19 protein-coding genes and 2 pseudogenes are annotated in these 25914 nt (G+C 60.6%); 2 read left to right on the top strand and 19 right to left on the bottom strand.

What is annotated here, in order from left to right:
- Window positions 1-65: 65 nt before the first annotated feature.
- From U5L98_RS14115 to U5L98_RS14160, 10 genes are all read right to left on the bottom strand, one after another.
- On the bottom strand, window positions 66-1817 hold the full coding sequence (locus U5L98_RS14115; RefSeq protein ID WP_322558895.1) for a SulP family inorganic anion transporter: 1752 nt from the start codon (window positions 1815-1817) through the stop codon (window positions 66-68).
- 3 nt (window positions 1818-1820) lie between these two features.
- The gene (locus U5L98_RS14120; RefSeq protein ID WP_322558896.1) at window positions 1821-2252 is read right to left on the bottom strand and encodes a TIGR01244 family sulfur transferase; all 432 of its coding nucleotides are present in this window, start codon (window positions 2250-2252) and stop codon (window positions 1821-1823) included.
- 51 nt (window positions 2253-2303) lie between these two features.
- Window positions 2304-3170 (bottom strand): MBL fold metallo-hydrolase, encoded by an 867-nt coding sequence (locus U5L98_RS14125; RefSeq protein WP_322558897.1) that lies wholly within the window; start codon window positions 3168-3170, stop codon window positions 2304-2306.
- A gap of 194 nt (window positions 3171-3364) precedes the next feature.
- Window positions 3365-4273 (bottom strand): MBL fold metallo-hydrolase, encoded by a 909-nt coding sequence (locus tag U5L98_RS14130; RefSeq protein ID WP_322558898.1) that lies wholly within the window; start codon window positions 4271-4273, stop codon window positions 3365-3367.
- A 220-nt stretch (window positions 4274-4493) separates the two neighbouring features.
- The gene (locus U5L98_RS14135; RefSeq protein ID WP_322558899.1) at window positions 4494-4685 is read right to left on the bottom strand and encodes a DUF2892 domain-containing protein; all 192 of its coding nucleotides are present in this window, start codon (window positions 4683-4685) and stop codon (window positions 4494-4496) included.
- Window positions 4686-4714: 29 nt separating this feature from the next.
- Complete coding sequence (locus U5L98_RS14140) at window positions 4715-5188, bottom strand: hypothetical protein (RefSeq protein ID WP_322558900.1); 474 nt, start codon at window positions 5186-5188, stop codon at window positions 4715-4717.
- A gap of 252 nt (window positions 5189-5440) precedes the next feature.
- Window positions 5441-5992, bottom strand: a complete 552-nt coding sequence (locus tag U5L98_RS14145; RefSeq protein WP_322558977.1) for an MBL fold metallo-hydrolase RNA specificity domain-containing protein — start codon at window positions 5990-5992, stop codon at window positions 5441-5443.
- Window positions 5875-6729 (bottom strand): MBL fold metallo-hydrolase, encoded by an 855-nt coding sequence (locus tag U5L98_RS14150; protein WP_322558901.1) that lies wholly within the window; start codon window positions 6727-6729, stop codon window positions 5875-5877. The genes U5L98_RS14145 and U5L98_RS14150 overlap by 118 nt, the downstream gene beginning before the upstream one ends.
- Window positions 6730-7198: 469 nt before the next feature.
- Window positions 7199-7513 (bottom strand): HigA family addiction module antitoxin, encoded by a 315-nt coding sequence (locus U5L98_RS14155; protein WP_322558902.1) that lies wholly within the window; start codon window positions 7511-7513, stop codon window positions 7199-7201.
- 180 nt (window positions 7514-7693) lie between these two features.
- The gene (locus U5L98_RS14160; protein WP_322558903.1) at window positions 7694-8134 is read right to left on the bottom strand and encodes an HAD-IIB family hydrolase; all 441 of its coding nucleotides are present in this window, start codon (window positions 8132-8134) and stop codon (window positions 7694-7696) included.
- 419 nt (window positions 8135-8553) lie between these two features.
- Between U5L98_RS14160 and U5L98_RS14165 the strand changes: the two genes are divergently transcribed.
- Window positions 8554-10266: a DUF6311 domain-containing protein gene (locus tag U5L98_RS14165; protein ID WP_322558978.1), complete on the top strand. Its 1713-nt coding sequence runs from the start codon at window positions 8554-8556 to the stop codon at window positions 10264-10266.
- A 212-nt stretch (window positions 10267-10478) separates the two neighbouring features.
- Here the strand turns inward: U5L98_RS14165 and U5L98_RS19065 are convergent.
- From U5L98_RS19065 to U5L98_RS14175, 3 genes and pseudogenes are all read right to left on the bottom strand, one after another.
- Window positions 10479-10621 (bottom strand): annotated as a pseudogene (locus U5L98_RS19065) (IS1380 family transposase); the annotation flags it as partial.
- Between the two features lie 139 nt (window positions 10622-10760).
- Complete coding sequence (locus U5L98_RS14170; RefSeq protein WP_322558904.1) at window positions 10761-11141, bottom strand: GtrA family protein; 381 nt, start codon at window positions 11139-11141, stop codon at window positions 10761-10763.
- Window positions 11142-11206: 65 nt separating this feature from the next.
- Window positions 11207-12235, bottom strand: a complete 1029-nt coding sequence (locus tag U5L98_RS14175; RefSeq protein WP_322558905.1) for a glycosyltransferase family 2 protein — start codon at window positions 12233-12235, stop codon at window positions 11207-11209.
- 215 nt (window positions 12236-12450) lie between these two features.
- On the opposite strand from U5L98_RS14175, the pseudogene U5L98_RS14180 reads away from it, so the two are divergent.
- Window positions 12451-12828: pseudogene (locus U5L98_RS14180) on the top strand (transposase); the annotation flags it as partial.
- 378 nt (window positions 12829-13206) lie between these two features.
- On the opposite strand, the gene U5L98_RS14185 reads toward U5L98_RS14180, so the two are convergent.
- The 6 genes from U5L98_RS14185 to U5L98_RS14210 all read right to left on the bottom strand — a co-directional run bounded on the left by U5L98_RS14185 (window position 13207) and on the right by U5L98_RS14210 (window position 25913).
- Window positions 13207-13431: a DUF6447 family protein gene (locus tag U5L98_RS14185; RefSeq protein ID WP_322558906.1), complete on the bottom strand. Its 225-nt coding sequence runs from the start codon at window positions 13429-13431 to the stop codon at window positions 13207-13209.
- Window positions 13432-13551: 120 nt separating this feature from the next.
- On the bottom strand, window positions 13552-14325 hold the full coding sequence (locus U5L98_RS14190; protein ID WP_322558907.1) for a SapC family protein: 774 nt from the start codon (window positions 14323-14325) through the stop codon (window positions 13552-13554).
- 129 nt (window positions 14326-14454) lie between these two features.
- Window positions 14455-19437: a DUF4214 domain-containing protein gene (locus U5L98_RS14195; RefSeq protein ID WP_322558908.1), complete on the bottom strand. Its 4983-nt coding sequence runs from the start codon at window positions 19435-19437 to the stop codon at window positions 14455-14457.
- Between the two features lie 142 nt (window positions 19438-19579).
- Entirely contained in the window at window positions 19580-22153 is a 2574-nt protein-coding gene (locus U5L98_RS14200) for a glycosyltransferase (protein WP_322558909.1), read from the bottom strand.
- Window positions 22150-23187, bottom strand: a complete 1038-nt coding sequence (locus U5L98_RS14205; RefSeq protein WP_322558910.1) for a glycosyltransferase family 4 protein — start codon at window positions 23185-23187, stop codon at window positions 22150-22152. Before U5L98_RS14205 ends, U5L98_RS14200 begins: the two co-directional genes overlap by 4 nt.
- Window positions 23184-25913 (bottom strand): Wzt carbohydrate-binding domain-containing protein, encoded by a 2730-nt coding sequence (locus tag U5L98_RS14210; protein WP_322558911.1) that lies wholly within the window; start codon window positions 25911-25913, stop codon window positions 23184-23186. The genes U5L98_RS14205 and U5L98_RS14210 overlap by 4 nt, the downstream gene beginning before the upstream one ends.
- Between the last annotated feature and the right edge of the window lies 1 nt (window position 25914).

The following is a 25914-nucleotide window of genomic DNA, read 5'->3' on the forward strand; positions in this document are numbered from 1 at the left end:
TTTTCTCCTCTTTTATATTCAAGGCCCGATAAGCCGGAGGCGCATCGGGCGTGGTAAGCCCGCCACTACCCCTGCAGCTCGGCACAGCGCTGTGCCAGGGTCCCATCGCTCTCGCCGCGCAGCTCTCGCCAGGCGTCAAAGGTGCTGAGGAACACGTGTCCGGTGAGCTCGCGGCAGAATTCGGTGTTCCGCAACCGATCCATCACCGGCCCCTTGACCTCGGCCAGGTGCAGAACAACGCCGGAGTCCTTGAGCCGCGCATTGATGGCCTCCAGGCTCTCCAGTGCCGAGGCGTCGATGACATTGACCGCCTGGCAGGCCAGCACGAGGTGCTCAAGGCCCGGCTGGTGGGCGGCCAGTTCCATCACGGTATCCTCGAGGTAGCGAGCATTGGCGAAGTAGAGGCTCTCGTCGACCCGCAGGATCGCCAGTCGCTCGTCGGTCTCCACGTCATGGCGCTTGACGTTGCGGAAGTGCTCGCTGCCCGGCACCCGCCCCACCACGGCACTATGAGGACGGCTGGTTCGATAGAGGTGCAGCGCCAGGGAGAGCCCCACCCCCACCGTGATGCCGCTTTCGACGCCTACGCCCAGGGTGACCAGAATGGTAGCCAGCATCGCCGCGAAGTCGCTGCGCGAGTAGTCCCAGGTGCGCTTGATGGCCGGGAAGTCGACCAGCGAGAGCACCGCCACGATGATGGTAGCCGCCAGGGTGGCGATGGGCAGGTAAGCGATCAGCGGCGTGAGCAGCAGCGCCGCCCCGGCGATGCCCACCGCGGTGAAGGCCCCGGCCGCCGGCGTCTCGGCCCCGGCATCGAAGTTCACTACCGAACGGGCGAAGCCGCCGGTGACCGGCATGCCGCCGGTCAGCGACGCGGCGATATTGGAGGTGCCCAGGCCCACCAGTTCCTGGTCGGGATCGATGCGCTGACGGCGCTTGGCAGCCAGGGTCTGACCCACCGACACCGATTCCACAAAGCCGACGATGCTGATCAGCAGTGCCGCCAGGAACAGCTGGCTCCACAGGCCACTGTCGAACCCGGGCAGGGTCAACGGCGGCAGGCCTGCCGGCACGCTGCCGACTACGGCTACACCTCGCGCGTCGAGGCCCAGCCCCCATGTGGCCAGGGTGGTGACCGCCACGGCGAGGATCGGCGCGGCCTTGGTCAGCATGTCCGCCGGCCGGGCCGGGACACTGAGCGCCAACAAGGCGGGCTTCAGCCAACGCCGTGCGGCGTAGAGAAAGATCAGCACAGAGGCGCCGATCATCAGGGTCGACACGTTCACCCCGCCGAGGCCCTGGATCAGTCCGGCAAGCAGATCCAGCAGGTTGTGGCCGTTGGCCTCCACGCCCAGCACATGCTTGAACTGGCTGGCGGCGATGATCAGCCCCGAGGCGGTGATGAAGCCCGAGATCACCGGGTGGCTAAGGAAATTGGTCAGAAAGCCCAGCCGCGCAACGCCCATCAGGGTCAGCATCAGCCCGGACATCAGCGCCAGCACCAGGGCGGCACCGAGGTATTCCGGCGAACCCTGGGGGGCAATCTGCCCCACTGCCGCCGCCGTCATCAGCGATACCACCGCCACCGGCCCCACCGCCAGGGTGCGGCTGGTGCCGAATATCGCGTAGACCACCAGCGGCGCGATGCTGGCGTAAAGGCCCACCTCCGGCGGCAGCCCGGCCAGCATGGCGTAGGCCAGCGACTGAGGGATCAGCATGACCGTAACGATCACCGCCGCCAGCAGGTCGCTGGTCAGGGTGGCGCGGCCATAGCCGGGTAGCCACTGCAGGATGGGCAGATAGCGCTTGGGGTTCATCGCTCAACCTTTCCCGGCGGCTTCCAGCATCGAGCGGCGCTCTTCCAGGTCATGGCCGGCGGCATGGGCCGCTTCCAGCAGCGCCGGGATGTTGCAGTTCCCTTCCTGACTGCGGGCGTGGGCCCAGAGGTGAACGGCCCGCTTGCCCGTCTTGCAGAACGCCAGGATAGGCGTGGGCAGCCCCTCGAGGGCCTGGCCGAAGGCGTCGATGTCGGCCTCTGAGTAGTCGCCCGGGGTAACGGGGATGCAGCGCCATTCCAGGCCCAGTTCGGCGGCCCGGGCACTCAGGGCGCGGTCGTCGGGGTGATCCTCGGCTTCGCCAGGGCGGCGATTGCAGATCACCGAGCGAAAGCCGCGACGCGCGACCTCGTCGAGATCGGCTGGGGTCACGGCATCGGTGATGGCGAAGCCGGGTTCGAGTTCATGAATCTGCATGGGGGCTTTCCTAGGAAGATGACCTGAGAAGATGGCCTGGGAAGTGGATGCTCAGAACGTGTTGATCGGCACCTTGAGGTAGACCTGGCCGTTATCCTCGGGCGGCGGCATATGGCCGGCACGCATGTTGACCTGCACCGAGGGCACGATCAGACGAGGCATGCCCAGGGTTGCGTCGCGTTCGGTGCGCATCTTGACGAACTCGTCCTCACTGACGCCCTCGTGGACATGCACGTTGTGGGTACGCTGCTCCGCCACGCTGGTCTCGTGCTGGTAGGTCTCGCGCTCCGGCGCCTTGTAGTCGTGGCACAGGAAGAGGCGCGTCTCGGCCGGCAGCGCCAGCACCTTCTGGATGGAACGAAAGAGGGTGCGGGCATCACCACCCGGGAAATCACAGCGCGCGGTGCCGTAGTCAGGCATGAACAGGGTATCGCCGACGAAGGCGGCATCGCCGATCACGTAGGTCAGGCAGGCCGGCGTGTGGCCCGGCGTGTGCAGCACCTGCCCTTCCAGGGTGCCGATGGTAAAGGTGTCGCCCTCCTCGAAGAGGCGGTCGAACTGGCTGCCGTCGCGGGCGAACTCGGTGCCGGCATTGAAGGCCTTGCCGAAGACATCCTGCACCACGGTGATCTGGGCGCCGATGCCGGTCTTGCCGCCCAGTTGGTCATGCAGGTAAGGCGCCGCCGAGAGGTGGTCGGCGTGCACGTGGGTCTCGAGAACCCACTCCACCTCGAGGCCGTTGTCACGCACGAAGGCGATGATCTCGTCGGCGGAGCGCACATCGGTGCGCCCGGCGGCGTAGTCGAAATCGAGCACCGAATCGAGGATCGCGCAGGCGCGGCTCGAGGGATCCTGCACCACATAGCTGAAGGTGTTGGTCGGCTCGTCGAAGAAATGGGTCACGATGGGATGAGACATGGGAAACGCTCTCCGTCTGTGTGCTGTCCTGCAGCGATGGCACCAGCTTAACGCAAATTTATGTTCTAAACATAGATTGTTTATTTATAAAAAAGACCACAAAAGATCGCATCCCATCGAATATCTGGCCTATCGCCTCCACCAGGCACGGCAGCAGCCCCGATAAGCCGCAGGCGCACCGGGCAGCCGGTGATCTACTCCCAGCTCGCACCCTCAAGAGCATCCAGCGGAATCTTCAAGTAGCGCTTGCCGTCGGCCTCGGGCTCCGGCAGGCGACCACCGCCGATGTTCACCTGCAGGGAGTGCAGGATCAGCTTGGGCATCGGCAGCTCGCTGTCACGCTCGTTGCGCATCGCCACGTACTCTTCCTCGGGAACGCCGACCAGGTGCTTGTTGGTCTCGCGCTGCTCGCGCACCGTGCTTTCCCACTGCGGCTCGCGGCCATCGGGCATGTAGTCGTGGCCGGTGAACAGCCGGGTCTCGTCGGGCAGCGCGAGGATTGCCTGGATGGATCGCCACAGCTGATGGGCATCCCCGCCGGGGAAGTCGGCCCGGGCGGAGCCGAAATCCGGCTGGAAGAGGGTGTCGTGGACGAACGCCGTATCGCCGATCACGTAGGTGATGGAGGCCAGGGTATGACCCGGCGAGAACATCACCCGTGCCTCGAGTTCGCCGATGCGAAAGGTATCGCCCTCGGCGAACAGTCGATCCCACTGGGAGCCGTCGGCGGGAAAGTCCGGCCAGTGGTAGAGCGTCTTCCAGAGCTTCTGCACCTCCACGACCTGATCGCCGATGGCGGTAGGCGCACCGGTTTTCTCCTTCAAATACTGTGCGGCAGAGAAGTGATCGGCGTGCGGGTGAGTATCGAGGATCAACTGCACCTCGAGACCCTGTTCTTTCACGTACGCCAACATTTCATCGGCATGGTGAGTCGCGGTGGCACCGGACTTCTCCTCGAAGTCGTGCACCGGGTCGATGATGGCGCACTGGCGGGTCGCCGGGTCGCTGACCACGTACTGAATGCTGAAGGTCCGCGGATCGAAGAAGCCTGCCACGTCGGGCGTGCCGGGCCCGGTGTTCCGGGAGAGCGCAAAGGTCTTCATGAATCATCTCCTGTTGACGCCCGGTCTTACCGGGCGTCGCTTGCGAAATATGGAATAACCTTAGCATATTAGGCTCTATATGCCGATTGAGGCCGTCCATGATCACGATAGTTCAAGGCTGTCCCGTCCCGTCCCGGCCTGACACGACCCCAATGCAGGGCGCCCGCAACTCGGAAGTCGCGGGCGCCCTGTGAAACACGACTGTACTGAGCCGATTCGCCTACTGGTTCGACTTGCGGGTATTGACGCCCAGCAGTTTCCAGGCCGGGCAGAAGTTGAACAGGCCGGTGGCCAGCGGTAGCACGCCGATCCAGCCCCAAACCCCGATCGTGCCGGTCAGGGCCAGCAGGATCAGCGCGGCGCCAATCACGATACGGGCTATCTTGTCGATACCGCCCACGTTGCTCGTCATAAGAGTCTCCTTCGGTTCGCTTCGGCTTCTCAGAAGCTGTAAACGGGAATGGACGGATCACGCATCATCTCAGCCATCGGTCCCGGGGCAGCCACACCGACGCCCTCGCGAAGGTTCTCCTCGTCCAGGTCACTGTTGGGCAGGTAGATGGCGCAGACGTCCACCTGGGCGCCGTTGCCCATCAGCATCTGCAGAATGCCTTCCGGCTTGACCTGGCCGGCGGGGTTGCCGGGCGGTGTATTGATCGCCTCGGCACTTTCGTAACCCTCAACGGCCAGATGGCCGGCAGCGTCACACAGCAGGATATGCAGATCGGTGCCCTGCTGCTGCATGGCATTGGAGAGGATCATCGCCATGCCCTGCGTCTGCAGCGAGTCGCTGGTAAGAATCACCAGCGCCTGGTCCTTGGATTCGTCGCCGCCGTGGCTGTCGGCCAGGGCCGCACCGGTGAGACCGATGGTTGCCGCCAGCAGAGAACCTGCCAATACATGCGTCATTTTCATAACCTAAATCTCTAAGTAAATAACTATGTTTACATCACATAGAGCTTAGTGCATTGCCGCATGGTCTGCATGGGGCATGTCGACGCACCTTGATGCAGGTCAACTTTCTACCGACAGCGCACCGGGCAGGGAGAGCCGATCAGCGCAGAACTAGGCGGGCGGGCCAAACAGTTGACCCGAGAAACGCAGGCACCAGGCCGAGCAGCAGGGCCACCGGAATCGCCACCACCAGGTTGTCGCGGGATGACCCGCTCAGAGCTCGATACGCTCCCCGTAGGCAGGAATCTCGGCCTCGATGTCGCTCTCGGCGAGGGCCGCCTGCAGCGCCTGCTGGGCACCGGGCTCGCCATGCACCAGATAGAAGCGCGGCCGATGTCGAAAGGCCCCGGCCCACCCCAGCAGCTGGGTCTGGCCGGCATGGGCGGAGAAGCCACCGATGGTATGCACCCTCGCCCTGACCGCGAGGTCTCGGCCCAGCACGCGAATGCGCTCGGCGCCGTCGACGATCTGGCGCCCCACCGTGCCGGCCGCCTGGAAGCCGACGATCACCAGCTGGGTATCAGGCCGCTCCAGGTTGTAGCGGAAGTGGTGGATGATGCGCCCGCCGTTGCACATGCCCGCGCCGGCGATGATGATCGCCCCGCCGTGGATGCGATTGATGGCCATGGACTCCTCCACCGTGCGGGTCATGCGCAGAATCGGCAGGTACTGGCGGGTGTCCCCGCTCGCCACCTTGTTAAACACCTTGGGGTCCTCGGCATCCAGCGACTTGCGGGCGCGGTGATAGAGCTCGGTGACCTTGATCGCCATGAGGCTGTTGAGGAACACCATCTGCTGGCTAACTCCTCGAGGGTTTCCTCCAGGGGCCGATGATCGCGATCGCCGTAGGTGCTCTCCATCAGCACCAGGTCGGCATCAAAGAGCTTCTCGGGGTCCTTTATCAGCACCGAGCCGGGGTTGCCCAGATCCCCCGAGAAGACCAGCCGCTTCTCCTGACGGCCGGAGGGAATGGTCAGCTCGACGATGGCGGAGCCAAGGATATGCCCGGCGTCACGGAACACCATGGTCACCCCACCCGGCAGCCGGGTCGGCTGGCCATAGGCGTGGGTCTCGCACAGCGACAGGGTCAGCGCCACGTCGTCCAGGCCGTAGAGCGGCTCGATCAGCGGCTTGCCGTTGCGGCGTCGCCACTTGTTCTCCCACTCGACGTCCTTGGCCATGATGAAGGCCGCGTCCTGCAGCATGATCTCCAGCAGGTCGCGAGTGCCTCGGGTGCAGTGAATCGGCCCGCGGTAGCCCTCGCGCACCAGCTTGGGCAACAGGCCGGAGTGGTCGAGATGGCCATGGGAGAGCACCACCGCCTCGAGCTCTCTCGGCAGCTTGCCAAAGGAGCGGGCATTGGCCGCGTCAGCCTCGCTGCCGCCCTGATGCAGGCCGCACTCCAGTAGCAGCTTGTGCGAGCGGCCATTGCCGTCCATTTCGATGAGGTAGCGCGAGCCAGTGACTTCCTTGACGGCGCCCTGAAAGGTGAGTGTCGACATGGTCTCGCTCCTGGTCTCCGAAGAACGGGCAATCGCAGAACCGCGCCAAGCTACGCCAATGGCTTGATCCTTGACCTCAGCATAATGGATTCCCTATCGCCCGGCGTGCTCCATACCGCCCCGCTGAGTTCGGGTCACCCCTCCCGGGAAAGCGCCGCTTGAGATCAGCTCACGATCACGGCTGACAGGGAAGACGCGCCGATCCTCTTGCTGGCGATGGAGGTTTCAGGACGCGGAAACGCTAAAGCAGCAGGTGAGGATTCAGACTCTAGTCCGCGTCGCGATTACTGACGGCGATGTCATCCGGTAATACGCCAGTATTCGCCGGATGCGCCTCCGGCTTATCCACCCAAGACCTATGAACCTCGCCCGACACGCACCTGCATAATTTGGTTGCACGTATTATTGAGGGAATGTCCCCGATTCCCGCCGATTACCGTGCCGGATTGCCTGGGCCTGTACGCCGAGACTATGCTGCATCGAGCGGTTTGATCCGCTCCACTTCGTCCTTGATGGCTGCGGCTGCCACCCAGAGGTCGACGGCGCGCTGGGCATTCAGCCAGAATTCCGACGAGTTGCCGAACAAGCGGCCGAGCCTCAACGCCATCTCCGGACTGACGGCTCGCCGCTCGCGTAACAGTTCATTGATGGACTGGCGCGATACACCCAACGCTTCGGCAAGCCCCTCCACGGTCAGGCCATAGTCCGGCAGGAAATCCTCGCGCAACATTTCACCGGGATGCGTGGGCTTTCGCTGTATGCCACCCGTATTTTGAATGGCCATCTTCTCCTCCTCATGTCAGTGGTAGTCGCATACTTCGACATCGTAGGCATCACCGTCTTCAAAGCGAAAGCAGATACGCCATTGTGTAGCCGTCAACAAAGCATAACAAAGCGACTGTCCATTCTTTCGCTCAATCCCCGTAGGAAAAATCTCGGCCTCGATGTCCGCGTACTCGGATCGCTAGACGATCGCCGCCGGTCCTGGCCGTCCATCGACTCGCTCCCACCAGTGAGCTACTCCCTCGGCCCAGCCGAGAGGGCCGGTGGCCTCGCTGCGATAGAGCGCCGGCTGCCGTGGCGACACGTTCAAGTCATGACCGCCGCGGATCACCACCGCCTGGTCCACCGTCTCGAGCATGGGAATGTCGTTGGGGCCATCGCCCAGCGCCAGGGTCAGCGACCGCTGACCGCGCAGTGCCTCGAAGCGCTTGATCAGCCAGCGGACGGCGCTGCCCTTGTGGCAATCCCCGGTAACGTGCCAGAAGCGCCCGCCGCGCACCAGTCGCAGGCCATCGCCCGACAGGCCCTCGCGGAACGCGGCCAGGCGCTCGGGCGAATCCTCCCAGAGCAGCGGCTCGCTGCCCTCGCGCCGCTGCGCCAGCGAAGCCGACAGGCCGGTCACTGCCCCTTCGGGGACCCGGGCCGCGCGGTTCTGTGGCTCTCTATCCGGGGATCGGGATGGCCCGGATATGACGATGCCTGGCCACGCTGGTGGGAAAGTAGTATTTTTTGAGGGTTTTTCCCTGATTAGCCCAACAAACCATTGAGCGACACGCATGGCCAGGCCTGTCACCGAGCTCCTTCCCGAGTACTGGCAACACAGCACTGATCAATGGCCACTGTCGATAAGCGTTCTCTTATGCGCAAGGCAGTGCCATATCGAGCCTGAATTCGGGCTTTACACCTGCCCCAACAACGGCTAGCGTCGCGACAGCCTGTCCGCGATGTGAGGCAGTCAAACAACTTGGATACAGGGATAAGGCCTCCTAGACGATGCAGCCAGCCCACTCATACCCACGCGCCATCGAGCCAGCCTTGGCCGTGTTTACAGCACTGCTTATGTCAGGCCTCGCCTGGTACCTCTATCGCCCTGTGCTCAATCCCCTTGAGGTCAACTGGCTGCTGCATGAGGGTGACACATTCCAGCACTATATCGGCTGGCATTTTTTCCGGCGGGAAGAGTGGGGCTGGCCCCTCGGTGCAATCGAAAACCTGGCCAGCGACTTGTCCACCAGCATCGTCTTTACTGACTCTCTGCCCCTCTTGGCACTCCCCTTGAAATTATTTCATGGTTGGCTCCCTGATCCCTTCCAGTACCTGGGGCTCTGGATGCTGACGAATTATGCACTGAACGGCTTCTTCGCCACCCGGCTCCTGCTCAGGATGCATCTGCCCATCCCCGTTGCCTTGGCTGGGGCCCTGCTGATGAGCAGCCTGCCCATCATCAGCGCCCGTGGTCTCGGCATGCATGGCCATGAGGCACTGACCGCCCACTGGCTAATCTTTCTGGCAATTGAATACACCCTATTTTTGTCGCGTCCAACTTTCGGCAATGCTGCCAAATGGCTCGCCCTATTGACACTTGCTGTACTGACCCACTTCTATCTGTTCTTCATGGTCGGCACTTTCTGGGCAGTATGGTGGTGCTCACATATCGTTCGCGAATATCGCCATACCCGGCATAACGGCAACTTTATGCAGCACTTGAAGCCGTGGATACCCATTGGAATGGCGACACCCCTGGCCGTGCTGATGGTGATGTGGAGTGCGGGCTACATTTTGCCTGGCCGCGAAAGCACACCACCTGGGGGCTACGGCTATTTCTCGGCAGAACTGCTGACTTATTTCAATCCAAGCTCTAGCTCATCCTGGTTCCATGAAGAGATCCCCTCGATGTCACGGCTCTTCAAAGGCTGGAATCCCAGTATCGGTGGCCAATATGAGGGCATGGCCTATATGGGTGCTGGAGTGCTACTGCTATGGTTCAGCGTTGCCATCACGTGGCTCAGGAGCCCCTCGACCTCAGGGAATCGAATGCAAGGGCCTGCGCTCGCGGTTCTGATAGCCGCTATTATCCTGTTTCTATATGCCCTGGCCGGCAGGGTATCCTTCTTCCATGGCAGCATTCCCCTCTACTATGACAGCCTCTTTGGTCCCATCCGGGACTATCTTCGTTCCAGCGGCCGTATGGTGTGGCCACTGGGTTACGTGCTGCTGATCGGGGCCCTGGTGATGCTTACACGCCGCTGGCGCCCCGCTTGCATGCTACCACTGCTGGCTCTGGCAATAGTGGTTCAGCGCGAGGACCTCCGCGTGTGGTACAGCATGGTCCACCACAATATAGAGAATCGCGCTGCCGCAGCTCGGCACGACCCGAAGCCATTTAGTGTGCTCCATGACAGTCAACTCAACGATGTCTGGCAATCCCATGACAGACTCGTTGCTTTTCCTGCCCAAGACCTGGACGCACTAAAGCCATACCTGTGGTTAGCCGCTGAACATGGGATGTCGATCAATGTGGCATATCTGGCTAGTCAAAACATTGAAATGGTAAAGCGTGCTACGCAGCCATACCATGAGGCAGTAGCTCAAGGAACCCTGCCAGAAGGAGCCATCTATCTCGTAACGGATCCGGAGTTGGCGCAGCAGGCCTGTGCACTTGAAGGCTGGGTGTGCCGAGAGCATCCAGGTGTCAGTGTTATCTGGCAAAGTAAAAGAACAGGCGACACCCCTGAAGGCGAGGAAAATCAATGAGTTTATACAGATATTACAACGGGCATCTCTCTAGTATCTGAATCCGTGAAGCTTGTGCCGACACTTTTCCTATCACCGCCAGAAAGTATTTCTTGATGACCTAATTCGAAAATTGCGGGGTGATTGCGCGCGATGTTACCGAAAATGCCAGTGCCGAACAGCACGTATAGCCCGGATTTTCCGGCTTTTTCACCCACCAGGCACGGCCAGTCTGGCGACTCGGCCAGCGACATCAGGGTGAAGTGGACCAGGTCGCGGTTCGTGCCTGGAGATCATTAGCGGCGAGCTTCTCCAGCCGCTGACGCAGGGTGGCAGTGCTCGGCACCTTCTGCAGGGTCAGCAATGCTAGTGAGGGTGCGGCCACTGGCGCGGAACTTGACGTTGGGCATGGGACTGTCCGGGTGAACGGCGAAATTCGTTATATTGCCATGCACATCAGAAGGTTAGAAGCGTTTTGAGGTGCCGGTTTCACGGATTCAGGACATTGAAAGCTGTCAATCAGCAAAAGCCCAGAAACGCGCGGCAATATAAACCAACATCGGCACCGCAAAGGTGGCAAGGACAATAGCTAAAAAACCCGGCAGCGGCGTGACCGCTAGCAAGGTAGCCAAGACACCGTTGTTCAATGCAAACCCTCCTAGAGCGAGGGTAAGGAACCGATACAGCCGGCCACCTCGGCGAAAGGTAAAGTGTCGATGGCCCCAGAATGAAACCTGAAAGGCCACCAAAAATGCCAGCATATTTGCCAGAAACGGCGAGATAGAGGGCCAGAGCTGAAAACACAATCCCGCCACCGACAAATGCACCAGCGTCGCCATGACACCGACGCCACCAAACCTAGCCAACATCCCTGCTTCTCCCAGCAGACGGCTCATTAGCTACCGCCCCCTCCCGAGCCGCAATCGCCCAAGCCCCGAGTAAGTCCCACCACCGTGCTCGGCTATAAGATAGAGTGGGCGCTGCTTTGTTTCCACAAACAGACGTCCAACATACTCCCCAGAATACCGATAGAGAGCAGCTGCATACCACCAAAGAAAAGCACCGCAGACATGACCGAAGCATAGCCAGGCGTGACGGAACCGAACACCAGAGTTTTGGTGATGATGATTAGCACATAAACGAAAGCCAGCAGCGCCACCGCACCGCCGATATAGCTCCAGACTCTCAATGGCCAAGTGGAAAAGCCCACCAGGCCATCAAGGGCAAAATTCCACAGCTTCCAATAATTGAAGCGGCTCTTGCCTATAGCGCGTGGCGGCTGGCAGTAGGGGATGTCAATCGAACGGAAGCCAACCCATGAAAAGAGCCCCTTCATAAACCGGTTACGCTCCGGTAGCTGCTTCATGGCCTCCACCACCCGCCGATCCAGCAACCGAAAATCTCCCGCACCGGGAGGAATTTCAGTATGGGCCACCCGATTGAAGACTCGGTAAAATAACCCTGAAGTCGTCTTTTTGGCCGCTGTTTCTTCATTATCCTCATGCCGGATCCCGTACACCATGTCATAGCCATGCTCACGCCACAGCCTGACAAACTCAAGAACGACCTCGGGAGGATGCTGAAGGTCCACGTCAATAGGTACAACGGCGTCACCCAGGGCGTGATCGATGCCAGCCGTCATCGCCAGTTCCTTGCCGAAGTTGCGTGAAAGAGAGAGATAACGAACACGTGGGTCGGACGCAGCTGCCTGCCGAAGCTTATTCAGGGTCGAGTCACGGGAGCCATCATCCACAAAGAGGATTTCAAGTCGTGGTACATGCTCGTCAAGGCTGGAGAACACAGCCTCCAGAAAAGGCGTAATGTTTTCCTCTTCGTTCATTACCGGTACCACCAGGCTCAGCATCCAGCTGTCCTCAAGTCCGCGAGAACCCTCTTGCGGAAAATGTCCCGGTTCTTGCATGTTGTACTCAACCTTCAATTCATTCGCCTCTGGCATGCCAGGTCTGGGGGCTGTGGAAAATTGCGGCATTTGGCTTCTTCCATCCTGCAGAGCTGGCTGAGCGTGCTGTATTCTGTTGATGCCCATCAGCAGTGACCGTATCACCGGTAATTAGTGTCCGTCCATAAAAAAATAACGTCCTGATGTTGTTAATAATTTCATCCAAACGGCGATACAAGACTCCGTTAACTTGGTAAGATTAAAGCTGCTAAGCCACTGATATTCCTTGAAAATGGGTGTGACTGATGCGCACAGAACGCACCGCCCAGCACAGTATATTCGAACGCTATGCTGATCACGAGATCGGCCTGGAATTGCAGGCCATGTCAGCCTGGCTGGATGCGTATCCTGAGCTGCTGACCTGGGTAGCCGCGGACCTGATGCCCGGCGCCATGCGAGCCACCGGCCGCCGAGGCCTGACCTACGAATCGGTGTTGCGCTGTGCGATTCTCAAGCAAAACCGGCAGCTCAGCTACGAGGAACTGGCGTTCTGTCTGCTAGATTCCATATCGTATCAGGCGTTTGCCCGGCTGACGACGGGCTGGATCCCCAAGAAGGCGGCGTTGCAAAACGCGATCAGTCAACTCTCGGACTCGACCTGGGAACGAATCAACCAGCACCTGGGTGAAGGAGCGGGGGCCGGTAGCTCAGCCTCGGCAACCGGTTGAGATAAGGAGACTGGAAGCGTGGCAGTGTGGGGTCAGGAAACACCAGGTGGGCATTCTGCAACTCCTTGAGTGCCAGCGTCACCTGATGGCCATGGGCCCGAGCCTGATCGACGAAGGGCTTGAGACTGGCCAGATGACCAAGAGCACCGCCCATTTCCCACACACAACGGATGTTTGCCATCTTGCCACCACCTATGACTGCCAGACGTCCAACATAACGCGACGGACGATAGCATACGGGGAGAAACAGCTGCTAACCGCCATTCGGCGCGTTTCACGAATTGAAAAACGGGGCCAGAAGGCCCCGTTGCTGGACAAACTTTCTGGGCGTGCTTAGTGAGCCGTTGCTTCACCCACCCCTTCGATCTCTTGCTTCAGGGCGTTGGCATACGCCGAGCGAGCGGTCTGAGCGATGGAAAGCTGGTGATTGAGGCGCTGGATCTCCTCGTCGGTGATGCGCAGGTTGACCAGCTGCTTCTTGGCCTTCTCGCTGAGGCTGTCCAACTGGTATTCCTTACCGTCAATGGTCACGGTGCGCTCGGTTTGTTTCTCGGCCATCGAGAATCTCCTTGTGAGTCATGGGGAAAGAAGGAAAAAAATCAGAACAATATGATAGCGCAACCGCAGGGGGTGTGTCAGGCGGTGCACGATCAATCATCGCCGAAATCTAGGCTTAGCTCATCGTTTGCAGAGAAAAACGCATCCAGGTTCTCGGGGGTTTCGACGTGGCCCTCGGCGCCCCCTTGCTGGCCGATAAATTTTCCCCGCTCGAGCAGTCGTGGGAGGTGCTCGGCGGTCGATCGGCTGCAGCGCGGCCAATGGCAGCACGCCGGCTGCGTTAAGCCGCGCCAGCGCCTCGCCACTTAGGGCAGCCAGGGCGTTGTGATCAATGCGCCATAGCCCCGGCAACACTTCCGGCTCGGCACCGGCTTCCAGGCGTACCTTCAACGGCCAAGGCACCACTAGCTCCAGCTCCACCAGCAGTTGGGCCGCCTTGCGGGTCTGCACGCGCTGGCGTTCACGCTGCTTGAGAAACTCGCTCACCCCAGCGACATCGGCACTGGGGTTACCCTCGGCATCAAAAAGCGGCCGGGCGCCCTCTTCTCCCGCCGCCACCAGATGTTCGCTGCGGATGCCCAGCGCCGGTTTGCCATCGGCATTGTCGACCATGCCGAAGGGGTAGGCGCGTAGCTCAGCCGGCACATAGTGCGACAGCCAGCGACCTTGCGCATCCACATAGAGATTACGCCCCAGGCCGATATCGGTCAGCACCACGGGCTCGGGCGCCTCCCTCTCACCGGCCAGGGCGATCACGTACTCCCCCGGCAACTTGGGCAGCTCCGCCAAGGCGATGGGGAGCCAATTCAGCTCGCTGGCGAAGTAAAACCCCTGGCGCGGCAACCAGCCGTACTCGGCATGCTGGCGGCGCGAGACAATCTGCCAATCGCTCATCGTAAACTCCTCTTGTGCCTCAAATAGAAAAAACCCCGCGTTTCCGCGGGGTTTCGTTAATCACCAATTGACTTGGCGGTTCACCCTAGGGAACCACCAGCCGCCTTGCGGCGGCTGGCCGGTCTCCTATCAGGCTATGTTCGCTGTATCAATGGAGGTGATGACACCGATATCGGTGATAGATTCGATGTTAGCCACCAGATCGACCTGCCACACCTGGCCAGCATCCTGATCGATATCCTGAACATAGTAGACATCGAAGCTATCGAAGCCGGCGATACCGCCGGTATCCATACCGGCGATGACCACACCCTGACCATTGTCAGCGATGGTCACGCCATTGGCGGGGTTTACGTCGATGTGAGACGCATCCAGCTCAAAGCCATCGTTGACGGCAAGAGCAGCGACACTGCCAGTGCTGTCCAACACACCCTGCGGACCACTGCGCCAGTCGGAATGCTGAATAGCAGTATCGTTCACCCCACCGAAGCTGGTGAAGTCCAGAATATCCTCGGCACCCGGGCCATTCAACTCGAAGTTGAAGTTGGTGATGGTGTCCAAGTTAGCGTCATCAGATGCCAGACCAGCCGTTTGGGTGTTGGCAACTTGAACTTGGTTGACGTCATAGATGACGTCACCGAAGACGATGGTGTCTGCACCGCCATTACCGTTGTCGTAGGCTTGATCCGACAGGGTAATATCGTCGTTACCAACACCGCCAGTGATGGTGGAGGTCTCACTGACAGCATTGTCAGTCAGCACGGTGATGTCGTCATCTCCCGAACCACCCGTGACATTGACAGTACCTGTCAAGGACACGTTGATGGTGTCGTCACCGCCATCGCCATTGACGTTCGCGGTAGTAGCGTTGAAGACAGTCAGATCGTCATCGTCGCTGCCGCCATTGACGGTCGCAGTAGTGACATTAGACACCTCGACGGTGTCGTTGCCGCTGCCGGCATTGACGGTGGCCGTGGTGGTATTGGTCACGGTGATATCGTCGTCACCCCCGTTACCGTTGACGGTCACGGAGGCATTGCCCTGACCGTTGGCGTCGATGGTATTGGCACTGTTGCTGTCATTGACCGTTTCGACGTTATTGGCGAAGACGGTACCGCCGATGGCGCCAGAGACGTTCACTGTGTCGTTGCTGGAATTAAAGAACCCAGCACCTACGCCGCCATTGACAGTAATATCACCATTGTCGACGTTTTGCGCGATGGTCACAGTATCGTCACCGTCGAACAGGTTGACCGTTTCCACATCGGTCACGTCCAGAACATCCACTCCGGCATAGAACGGGAAGTTGTCGGTACCATTTACGGTATCCTCACCCGCTCCACCGTCAATGGTGGTCAACCCAAAACCTGCTGCCAGGCTGATGGTGTCATCGCCGCGGCGCAGGTTATAGGTGTAGCCCTTGTCCATATCGTCGAGCAAATCATTACCGTAGCCGGTGGTTACGGTATCCAGCGAACCAGGCACAGCACCCAACCCATCCATCTGGACGTTGTTGCCAGTCTCGAAGGTAATCTCCTCGATGCTGGTGAACGACGGGTTCTCCAGCTGAGCCATCAGGCTGTCGGCAGGGTTGGAGATAGCAAAGTCCAGCTGCACGGTATCGCGATTAGCAAGACCGTCAACGCTATCGGCCTGCTGCACCTGATCCACGCTAGCGGCTCTGAAGATATCATTGCCGCTGGTGCCTACCAGGGAGTCAGCGTTGCTGGTAAACAGCAGAGCCGGATTGACCACTACGCTGTAGGTACTGCCTGTCAAGCTGAGGTCAACTCCATACTGCGGCTCGGTGACCAGACTGTTGTTGATATAGATATCAACATTGCCATTAGTCTCGATGCGCACGTTGCTGTTGGCATTGATGGTGCTGGGGTCGAGCTGGATGTTGACGCGGCTGCCGGCGGCGACTTCCGGATCGATACGGATCACGAAGTCGGAGGAGCCAGTGGTCTGGTTGACCACGCGATCATTCAACTCGATATTCCAGGTCTGGGCGCTTTGGAGGTTCGCCTGCAGCTCGATGATCTCGAGGCCCGTGACATTGCGCAGATCGGCGGCGGTGATGGTCGCCTTATCGATCACGCGCAGTGTGTCCTGGGTGGACTGGGCATCACCCGCGGTGTTGTCGTAGCTCAGCTCCAGGCGACTGCTGATGGCGGCATCGTCGGCGATGACGATGTCACGCACGTTACCACCTTCCAGCTTGAAGCCACGACCGGAGATCACAGAGAGCGGAATACCGGTGATATCCACGGTCTGAGTACCGGGCTCGGTCAGGAAGTTGACCTGATCCGCATCCGGGTCATCACTGGCGAAAACGGTATCACTAACTTCGTCGTAAATAGTGTCAAACGTAGGCGGGTTCTCACCGCTGGTATCACGATCAGCGAAGTCCACGGCATCAACCGGATTCTGGTTATTCGCAGTACCGGGAGGCTCGAAACCGATCAGCCAGTCTTCCAGGGATGCGTTACCACCTGTCGGGTACTCAACGTAGAGACCGTCCTCCCAGTTCTCACGGATCTGGTTGTACTCGGCACGGCTCATGCCCTGGGTAAATGCAACCTTTTCGCCGGTCGACTTCAGCGTAAGTTCCGCCAGCTCATCAGTAAACGAGTTGGTGGTCTTAACGGTGATGTGCTTGTTTTCGGCGGTATCGAAGTTATCCGAGGAGAGCTCCAGCACCTGGGCGCTATCCCACAGATCGAAGACTTCGATGCTGCTGGTGCTGCTGGTCTCGGAGATACCGGTGGTAACGATGCCGCTGGTGAAGTTGCGCAGCGACAGGGTATCGCGACCCTCGCCGCCATCGATGACATCATCGACGGTCAGCTCATCGGCAAGCAGCTCGAGACGATCATCGCCTTCGTTCAGCTCAACATTGAGGAAGTGATCGCCCCAGACGGTGACGTCATCATCACCTTCACCGGCGACGATCCTGGTCTGCAGATCCTCGATGGTGTTGTCGATGTTGTTGTTAGGCAGACGAGAGCCGAAGATTTCCAGTACATCGTCGCCGGTTCCCAGCTCGATATCGTGGACGCCGTCGCCGTTGATTTGAACAAAGTCGTCATCGGCACCTGCACGGATCAGCTGATCACCATCGACGTTCATCACAAGATCGTCTTCGCCGTCGCCGAGAGTGATCTCGTAATCGCCCTGGCCGTTTAAGCCGGTGTCGGAGGCGTAGTCGGTCTGGTCGGTCTGACCATCGCTAACGCTGCCGTTGATGCGAACGGTGTCGTCGCCGTCACCGGTGTCGACGGTGCTGGTGCCGTCGCCGGGGACCGGGGTGCGCAGGTCATCGACATCGCCGTTGATATAGACGGTGTCGTTGCCTTCGCCAGTGGTCACGTTCTGCAGGCCCCTGGCATTCAGCACCACGGTGTCACTGCCCGGGCCGCTATCTACCACATTGTGGCCGATGGTGTGCTCGGCGAAATAGGCCTCGTCGCTGCTGTTACCCACGCGCAGCAGGTCGTCGCCGGTACCCAGGCTATAGAAGCCGTTGGTGCCGCGAACTTCCTGACCACCAGCGAACTCGCCGCGGACATCGATACGATCATCGCCCTGAGCGCCCAGCACGACCAGCGGATCGATCAGTGCACGAGCGGGGGTGATGGCACCGTGACCCAGCAGGTCGAGGGCCAGATCGGCTTCCAGTGCTGTGGCATCGACCAGCCTGACGCCCTCATCGAGGAATTTCTCGATCTCGAGGTCGGCCATGCCGTCGATGAACAGCTCGTTAAACACGGGGCCGACGTTCAGGTCCCACACATAGTTGTCAGGCGTGGTGTTGACCTGAGTGCGTTCGTCGGAGGTGATGTTCACCTGATCGACATGGGAGCGTTGATTGCCCCCCGGGGTGTTCTGGATGCCGGTCACGTTTTGCAGGGTGATGGTGGAGCCATCGACTTCCTGCAGGTAGAGATCCATGACGTCATCGTCGCCACCAAAGAGCGTCTGGTAGGCGTTGGTGTCGTAGGTGTACCGGTGATTCAGGTTGGTGTCGATGATCCGCAGATCGGTACCATTGACGTTCTGGATATCACGGAAGGTGACGGTGGCGTTGGCCTGGGTCGCGGCTTGATTCTGAACGGCGCTAGGCAAGCCACCCTCGGTGGTCTGGAAAGATTCCAGGGTGTTGTAACCGTCGGAATTGGACAGATCGAAGGTGATGCTGTCACCAGCCAACAGGTTGGGGCCGTTGACCTGAATGGTCTCGACGTTGCTGACGGTCGGTGCGGTGAAGAAAGCACCACTGCCTTGGGCGACGGCCAGGCTCAGCTGGTCGTTGCCGCCGGCACCGTCGATGTCGTCACCGTTCTGCAGGGTGTCCTGAGTACCACGGATATCGTCGTCACCGGCGGTACCGGGCACGATGTCCTGCTGAGGCGTCAACACGGTGGTCACACCAGGAACCGGGGGACCTGCCACCAGGGTATTAATGAAGGCATCGACATCGACGCTTGACGGGTCGGTATTCTCGTCGACCTGGGCGAGAAAATCGCGCGCCTCATTAGCGGCAAACGTGCCATCGTAAGCATTAATTTCCTGGGCTGTGTCGAGGCTGTCGGTGAACTCCTGCGCGACGGCCACCTTGTTGGCCAGGGCAACGGCATCCTGCCCCCCGGCCGCTTCGGCGATGGCGAAGGCGATTTCGGCAAGTGACTTGTTGCCGGTGACCAGCTCGTTCACCCAGAAGTTGAGGCCCCCAAGCTCGGGATCACGGCCGAACATCTGCTGATAGAGGTTAGTGATCAACTGATTGTTGGTCAGGCTGCCGAAACGGGCATCGAACTCGGGTGATGTGCCGAAAGCATCCATGATGTCATAGACGCCGTTGGGGCTGTTGTCGATCTGGTCGGCCCAGAACTGCTGACCGGTGAAGTCTGCCGGGCGGCCGTAGTAGGCGACGTACAGCAACTGCGCCTGATCTAAACTCTGTTGTGTTGCCATGGGACTAGTCTCCTTGCTATTGAAAATGCTGAATATGGCCTGTCGATTCTTGAGGTCATTCCAGCATATGCAACCTTGAGCGCTCAAGGTTAAGTTCCGTGCACTCGCCGTTCCTTGTGGGTCTTCTTGCGGCATCGAGCCAGGAAAATCCTATCCTGAATTACCGCCCCCTGGGCACTGACGAGTCTCGCTAATGTATAGGCCACCACGATGGCAAGTCAACGCTAGCCTTGGCAGGGCCGGGAGCGAGGACATGGGGTGCATACAGCAACATAAGTTAACGAACACTGATTGCCAACCCTTCTGACATGCTAGTTCGGGCCGGGGAAGTCTGCAAGCACTTTTCATTCCGTAACATTGTAACGGCATGTGACCAGCTGTAGTGTGACTCGGTCAGGGTGCGCGCTTCCTGTACCCGGCTCTGGCGTCGAGGGTCCGGCGTGGCCAGCAGCGCCTTCAAGGCGGTGGCCATCTGCACAGGCTCAGCGAGCCAAAGGTGGCGCTGGGTAAAGGCTAGACCGCGGTTGCCGAAGGAAGTGGTGAGTACCGGCACTCCGCTCGCAGTATAGTCGAGCATCTTGAGGTTGCTGCCTGAGCCGGAAAACATGGGGTTTAGGGCAACATCCACACTGGCCAGCAGCACGCCCAGCTGGGGGGCGCTGACCCGCCCCAGGGCCCGGACGTTGGAGGGCAGTGTCGAGAAATCCGGGTGTTCGCACAGGCTGCCGGCCAGCAGGAAGGCTACGTCTGGGCAGGTCGGTGCCAGCCGCTCACAAACAAAGCGTGCGGCCTCCAGGTTGGGGCCGTGCCAGCTGCCCAGAAAGAAGGCAACCGGACGATGCTGCTGCAGGCTCTGCTGCCAGCGGCGTCGCGTCGGCATGTCGATGAAGGGAAGGCGTTCCAGATCGGCGCAGTTGGGCACCACTCGCGCCTTGTCTGCCGTCAGCCCATAGCAGGCCGCAAAGGTGGCCAGGTCCTCGGCGGCACAGGCCAGCACCTGCTCGCTCCGGGTACAGGCCAGACGCTCCACGGCCTCCACGCGTTCCAGCGCCTGCCTTGCCTCGGGCTCACCGCGACTCAGACCCTCGGCGAGGATATCGCGCTTGAGCGTCACCTCGACGTTGTGGGATTCGTACCACCAAGGGCCGGCGAAGTGCTCATGCAGGGCGTAAGCCAGATAGGGGTGGGCGCAGAGGGCCAGGGTGGCCGTGGCGGCATGCCGCTGCAGTGCCTCGACAAAGCGTGGGTTGTGTCGCCAGCCGTCGATGGCGGCGATATCCTCGGCGGGCACACCCAGGGCCTTCTGCAGTGCTTCTAGAGTCTGATGCTGCTCGGCGCTGAGCGGTATACGATGCTCGAAGAGTCCGGGGGCAATCTCACGGTGCTGCTCGTGGCCAGAGACCGGCGCCAGAACCAGCAAGGTGACTCGTACATCCAGCTCGCTGGCGATATGTCGATAGAGGTGGAAGATGCGATTCTGCCCTCCTCCCATCGGCGGGTAGACCGGGAAGGTGTTGAGCACAAGCCAGTGGGGGCGGCCACTTCCGCCTTCCACTATCGGAAAACGGCGGTCTTGATACTGAACGTCCTCTGTAGCGAGGAGCAGCTCATGGACGGTATTGGGCCAGTTGACATGGGCCACGGCATCCTTCGCTCGCTGGCCCATGGCGCGGGTACGCTCGGGGGCCTGCCCGGCCTCGTCGATAGCGGTGGCCAGCGCCTGGGGCCTGGGTGCCACGCACCAGCCGGTCTCGCCATGTACCACGAACTCGTTGGTACCTCCCGAATCGCGGCAAGTGATCACCGGTTTGCCGGCTTGCATGGCTTCCACCGTGATCAGGCCGTAGTCTTCATCGTACGGCAGGTAAGGCACGGCCAGCGCCTGGCGATACTGCTCGATCAGCTCGCTGTCGCGGACGAAACCGAGAAAGCGGATGCGTTCATCCGCCGCCGCCAGCTCCTTGAGCTCGGCTTCCTGGGGGCCGGTCCCGGCAATGCGCAATTCCGCCTCCAGATCGGTGGCCATGAATCCTCTAATCAGCAGATCGAGCCGCTTGGGACCATCGAGGCGGCTGGCCGTGAACAGATAGGGACGCCCGGGAGGAGCGGCAGGAGCGGCAGGAGCGGCAGGAGCGGCAGGAGCCTCGGGGAAAGGCGGCAGGTCAGAGGGATGATGGATCACCTTGATCGGCACGCCTTCAGGAAAATAGTCGGCGCGACGGGTGACGTTGCGGGAGATGGCAGCATAGCCCGAGATGGCATTGGGTGACAGGGCGATGGCATCCAGATGGTGAACCAGGGCGCGAGTCAGAGGGCCGGGGAAGGCGAGCAGGGCGTCGCGAGCATGCGGTGACATCCAGCGCCCCTGCTGCAGCCGCTCGAGGGTAGCGAACAGCTCGGGCAGTTGGCTCCGCTCGGGCCGGCCGGAAAGCAGCTGGCGAAGCCGGCGCAGCAACGGGTGGTGACGCAGTCGCCTGATCAGCCGCTGCTGGTACCGCTCGGGCCAGGCATCGGCGGTGAAGGGGTCGACTGCGGCACGCTGGAGCCAGGGATAGGTGTCGTAGAGACCGCGCAGGGTGTGCTGCAGGTAGAGCTGGTGATCCGGGTGCTCCACCATCCAGGCGGGGTACTTGGTGGAGATCACCCGATCGAAATGGCTGAGGTCCAGCTCGCTGAAGCGCCGGTAGCTGCTCATCAGCTCGCCGAAGTTGCGCTCCGGCGAGGGCAGCTTGATCAGCTCCATCTGGTGGTCGGTCAGCTGGTTGACCTGGTGCAGCAAGCCCCACCAGAGCTTCTCGGCTCCACCCACGGTAAAAGGCACGCTGCTGGGGGCTATCAGGGCGATCTTCATGCCGTTTCTTCACCCAGCAGGGTAGCCACTACCCGTTCCCAGCCGATATCGGCCTTCTGGTAGGCGGCCTGACCGGCCCTGCCCATTTCCGCGGTACGGTGGCGGTTGGCCCAGGCGGAATCGATCGCTTCAGCTAGCTGGTGCGGCTGCGGCTCGACCACCCAGCCGGTCTCGTCATGCTGTACGAACTCGCATGGGCCGCCGCTGTCGGTGCAGGTGATAACGGGCTTGCCGGCGAGCATGGCCTCCAGGGTGACATAGCCGTAATCTTCGTCGAAGGGACCAAAGAACACCGCCATGGCATTGGCATACCAGGCCAGCTTTTCGTCTTCACTGATGCGTCCGGTGAGGCGCACGCGATCCCTGAGGCCGTGGTGCTCGATCAACGCCCGATAGCGCTGATACTGCCCCCCTTCCCCGGCGATGATGATTCGAACCGGACTTTTCAGATAGCGAGCCGCCTCGATCAACAGGTCCTGACGCTTCAGGCTTTCAAGACGGCTGGGATAGAATACATAGCCCCAGTCGTCATAGCAGCGAAAGCGTTCGGCCGCATAGGGGGGATGGTAGAGCGGCTCGGCCTTCAGGCCATTGTAGTGCCGCAGCCGCTCGGCCACGCGCCGGGAGTTGGCCAGCAGGCGACGGGCTTGGGGCAGGTGACGGCTGTCGAAGGCATGCACGGCACCGCACAGTTCGCGCTGGACCGGCGTGGCCAGGGCATCATCGTACAGCTCATAACAGGCGCGGTGCTGATGCATCACCCAGACGGTATGATCCGGATGATGGAGTCCCCAGGTGGGGAACTGCAGGCTGATGGCCCGGTCGATCTCGATGCCGTTGGGGGCAGCCATGTCGAGGGTTTCGACGTGACGCATCAGTTCTCGGATATCGGCTTCCGGACCGAAGCGAAACGGCAGCCGCATCAACTCCACCTCGTGGCCACGCTCGCGCAGCGCCTTGGCTACCCCCTGTATGTGGTAGTCGGCTCCCCCGTGGATAAAGGGCACCAGCGTTGCGCTAAGCAGAATTCTCACGCTGACTGATCCTCCTGGTTGGGGATGACTCGTTCTTGCCCAGGCTTCTGTTCCTGGGGCAGGGTCGCGACCACCGCATAATCCTGGGGCCCGCAAAGATGGCCATTGACCCGCTCGGTCAAGGGGTCGCTGCCAGGCACCTTGGCACTCTCTGGATAGGGGTTGAAGCGCCGGATATTCACTGCCTCGAAGCCGTGGTACTCCAGCAGGAAACAGAGCGAGGTAGGGGTCAAAGGGTTGCGATGGGTCGGGTCGTGATAGAAGGTATGGCTTCCGACCAGTACGTTCTCGGGGTTGGGGGTCTCGATGATCAGCACACCGCCAGACGCAAGGACGCGAGCCACCTCTTCGACCATGGCGTAGAGCACATCGAATGGCAGGTGCTCGGCGATGTGAAAGGCGCTGACCAGGGCGTGACTTTGATCCGGCTGGGCGCGCAGCACACTGAGAAGATCGCTGTGGGTGACCTCAAACCCCTTCTCGCGGCAATGCTCTACCATGACGGGGCTGAGGTCGACCCCGTGGGGATCAAAGCCCTCTTGGGCCAGCAGGCGAAGCCATTCACCTCGCCCACAGCCCAGGTCCAGCGCACGGGTTCCGACCTCGAGGGCCTGCTGCAGCTGAGGCTGATACTGGTTCAGATGCTCGCGTATCTGGGTTTCATCGCCGCGAAAGATTGCCTCGAAAGCCAAGTAGTAATCGTCCAGCTTGTGCTGTTCCACAGCCGGTTCAACGGTGCTGGCTTTGTCACTCCCTCCCGCCCGGCGCTCCTGGTCGGCTATCCGTTGCAAACTTCGATTCAGACGGGCTTCTTGCGCCCGAGCGTGTTCTCGCTGCTGGATGATCTCCTGGGCCTGACGATTCAATTCACCATCCAGCATCAGGGCCAGATGGCGTATGCGGTCGTGGAACCAGCCCTGAAGAGTTTCGAGTGCCTGCAGGCGGCTCAGCCCTTCGCGACGCCTCAGGGTCGGCCTCAACAGAATACTTGCCACTCGATAGCCCATCTGCACCGGTCGCTCCAGGGCGCTGCCGAGCGCCCCCAGCCGGGCATGCAGGCGCAGCGGTAAGCGCAGCCAGCGGCGAGCCGCTATCCGAATCTCGTGCTGTGCCAGGTAGTGATGGGCCTCCTCGGCTCCCAGCAGCTCAGCAAGCACGAACAGCCGTCCGGCAATGGGCAGCAGCACCAAGTAATGTTCACGACCTTCACTATCCGGGTCTCGCCCCATCAGCCGCTGGTAGGCATTATCGAGAAATTCCTCATCGCTGCGCGAGGGCACGACTAGTTCAGCCAGTTCGGGGTGTCGAGGATCACCCGGCACCCGGACCTCTTCGGGGGGCTCGAGCAGCTCCCCCAGATCTTGTCGATAGGCGAAGGCTTCAAGAGGCTGCTCTGGCCGATGCTGATACTGTTGTGCGGTGTCCTGAATCCTGGCGATCAGGGCGTCAATGTCATCGAAGCTATTGCTCATGAGGGCGTTTCCGGTTGTGCGTATGCTACCGCACGAGGGTCGGTATCGTTCTTTGTCGCTTGGGGGAAGCATGTCCAGTGACAGGGGAAGGCGACATACGCCGGAGAAAAGATGCTCCCGAAAGCCCGCCACCTCGAACTGGAGGTAGCTGTCGCACCACCAGTAGCACTCTTCCAGGTGGTGCTCGCGACTGTGTAGAGCAATGGTAACGGTGTATTTGCCGGGCGCGATATCGGCACGCAGTGTAAAACGCGCTCGGCACTGTTCACCCGCATCGAGACGGATCGTCTGGCCGAGCTGAAAGCTGTTGGCACCGAAGATGTCCTGACCGAAGCGGTCACGGATCATCAGCCCCAGGGTGATATCATCCAGCGAGCGATGCGCAGCCAGGTCCAGCTCTATATCCACGAGCTCGCCGCTCGAAATGCTGCTGGTGCCACTGTCGCGACCGACGACACGACCGTCGAGCACCTCCACCTCGCGGGTGCCGTAGGCCTCGCGGGCCTGAGCCAAATGACGGCTTTCCTGCTCCTCTGCCTGGCGTGCCATGATGCGGTTGTAGTGATTGACCGCCTTTTCGGCACTTCCGATATAAGCCATCTCGCCCCCCTCTATCACCATCACTCTATCGCAGAGAATCTTCACGGCGTTGAGGTCATGGGATACAAAAAGGATAGAACCGCCGCCTTCCTTGAATTCACGAATGCGCTTCATGCATTTCTGCTGAAAGTAGCCGTCGCCCACTGACAGTGCTTCATCGACCAGGAAACAGCTGGGGTCGGCATGAATGGCGATGGAAAATGCCAGGCGCATGGTCATGCCCGATGAGTAGGTGCGCAGCGGCTCGTCGATGTAGCTTCCCAGCTCGGAGAATTCGATGATGTCCCGGCGACGTGTCTCGATCTCGTCGTGCGTCATACCCAGCATCAGGGCATTGGCGGTGATATTCTGGGCGCCCGTCAATTCGGTGTTGAAGCCGGTACCCAACTCGAGCAGGCCAGTGACGCGGCCATCGATATGGATACTGCCGCTATCCGGCACCAGAACACCAGTCAAGAGCTTGAGCAGTGTGGACTTGCCGGCGCCATTGCGACCCAGCACACCCATCACCTCCCCTGGCGCCACGCTGAAAGTGATTTCCTTGAGCGCCTGGTAACTGGCGTGCCGAGTGCGACCGGTAATGGCTTCGAGCAGCCGATCGCCAGGCCTGTGAAACAGCTTGAAGGTCTTGTTCAAGCCTTCGATCTCTATCATT

The organism is Halomonas sp. (genome assembly GCF_034520545.1).
In the GTDB taxonomy this organism is placed as follows: Bacteria; Pseudomonadota; Gammaproteobacteria; order Pseudomonadales; family Halomonadaceae; genus Halomonas.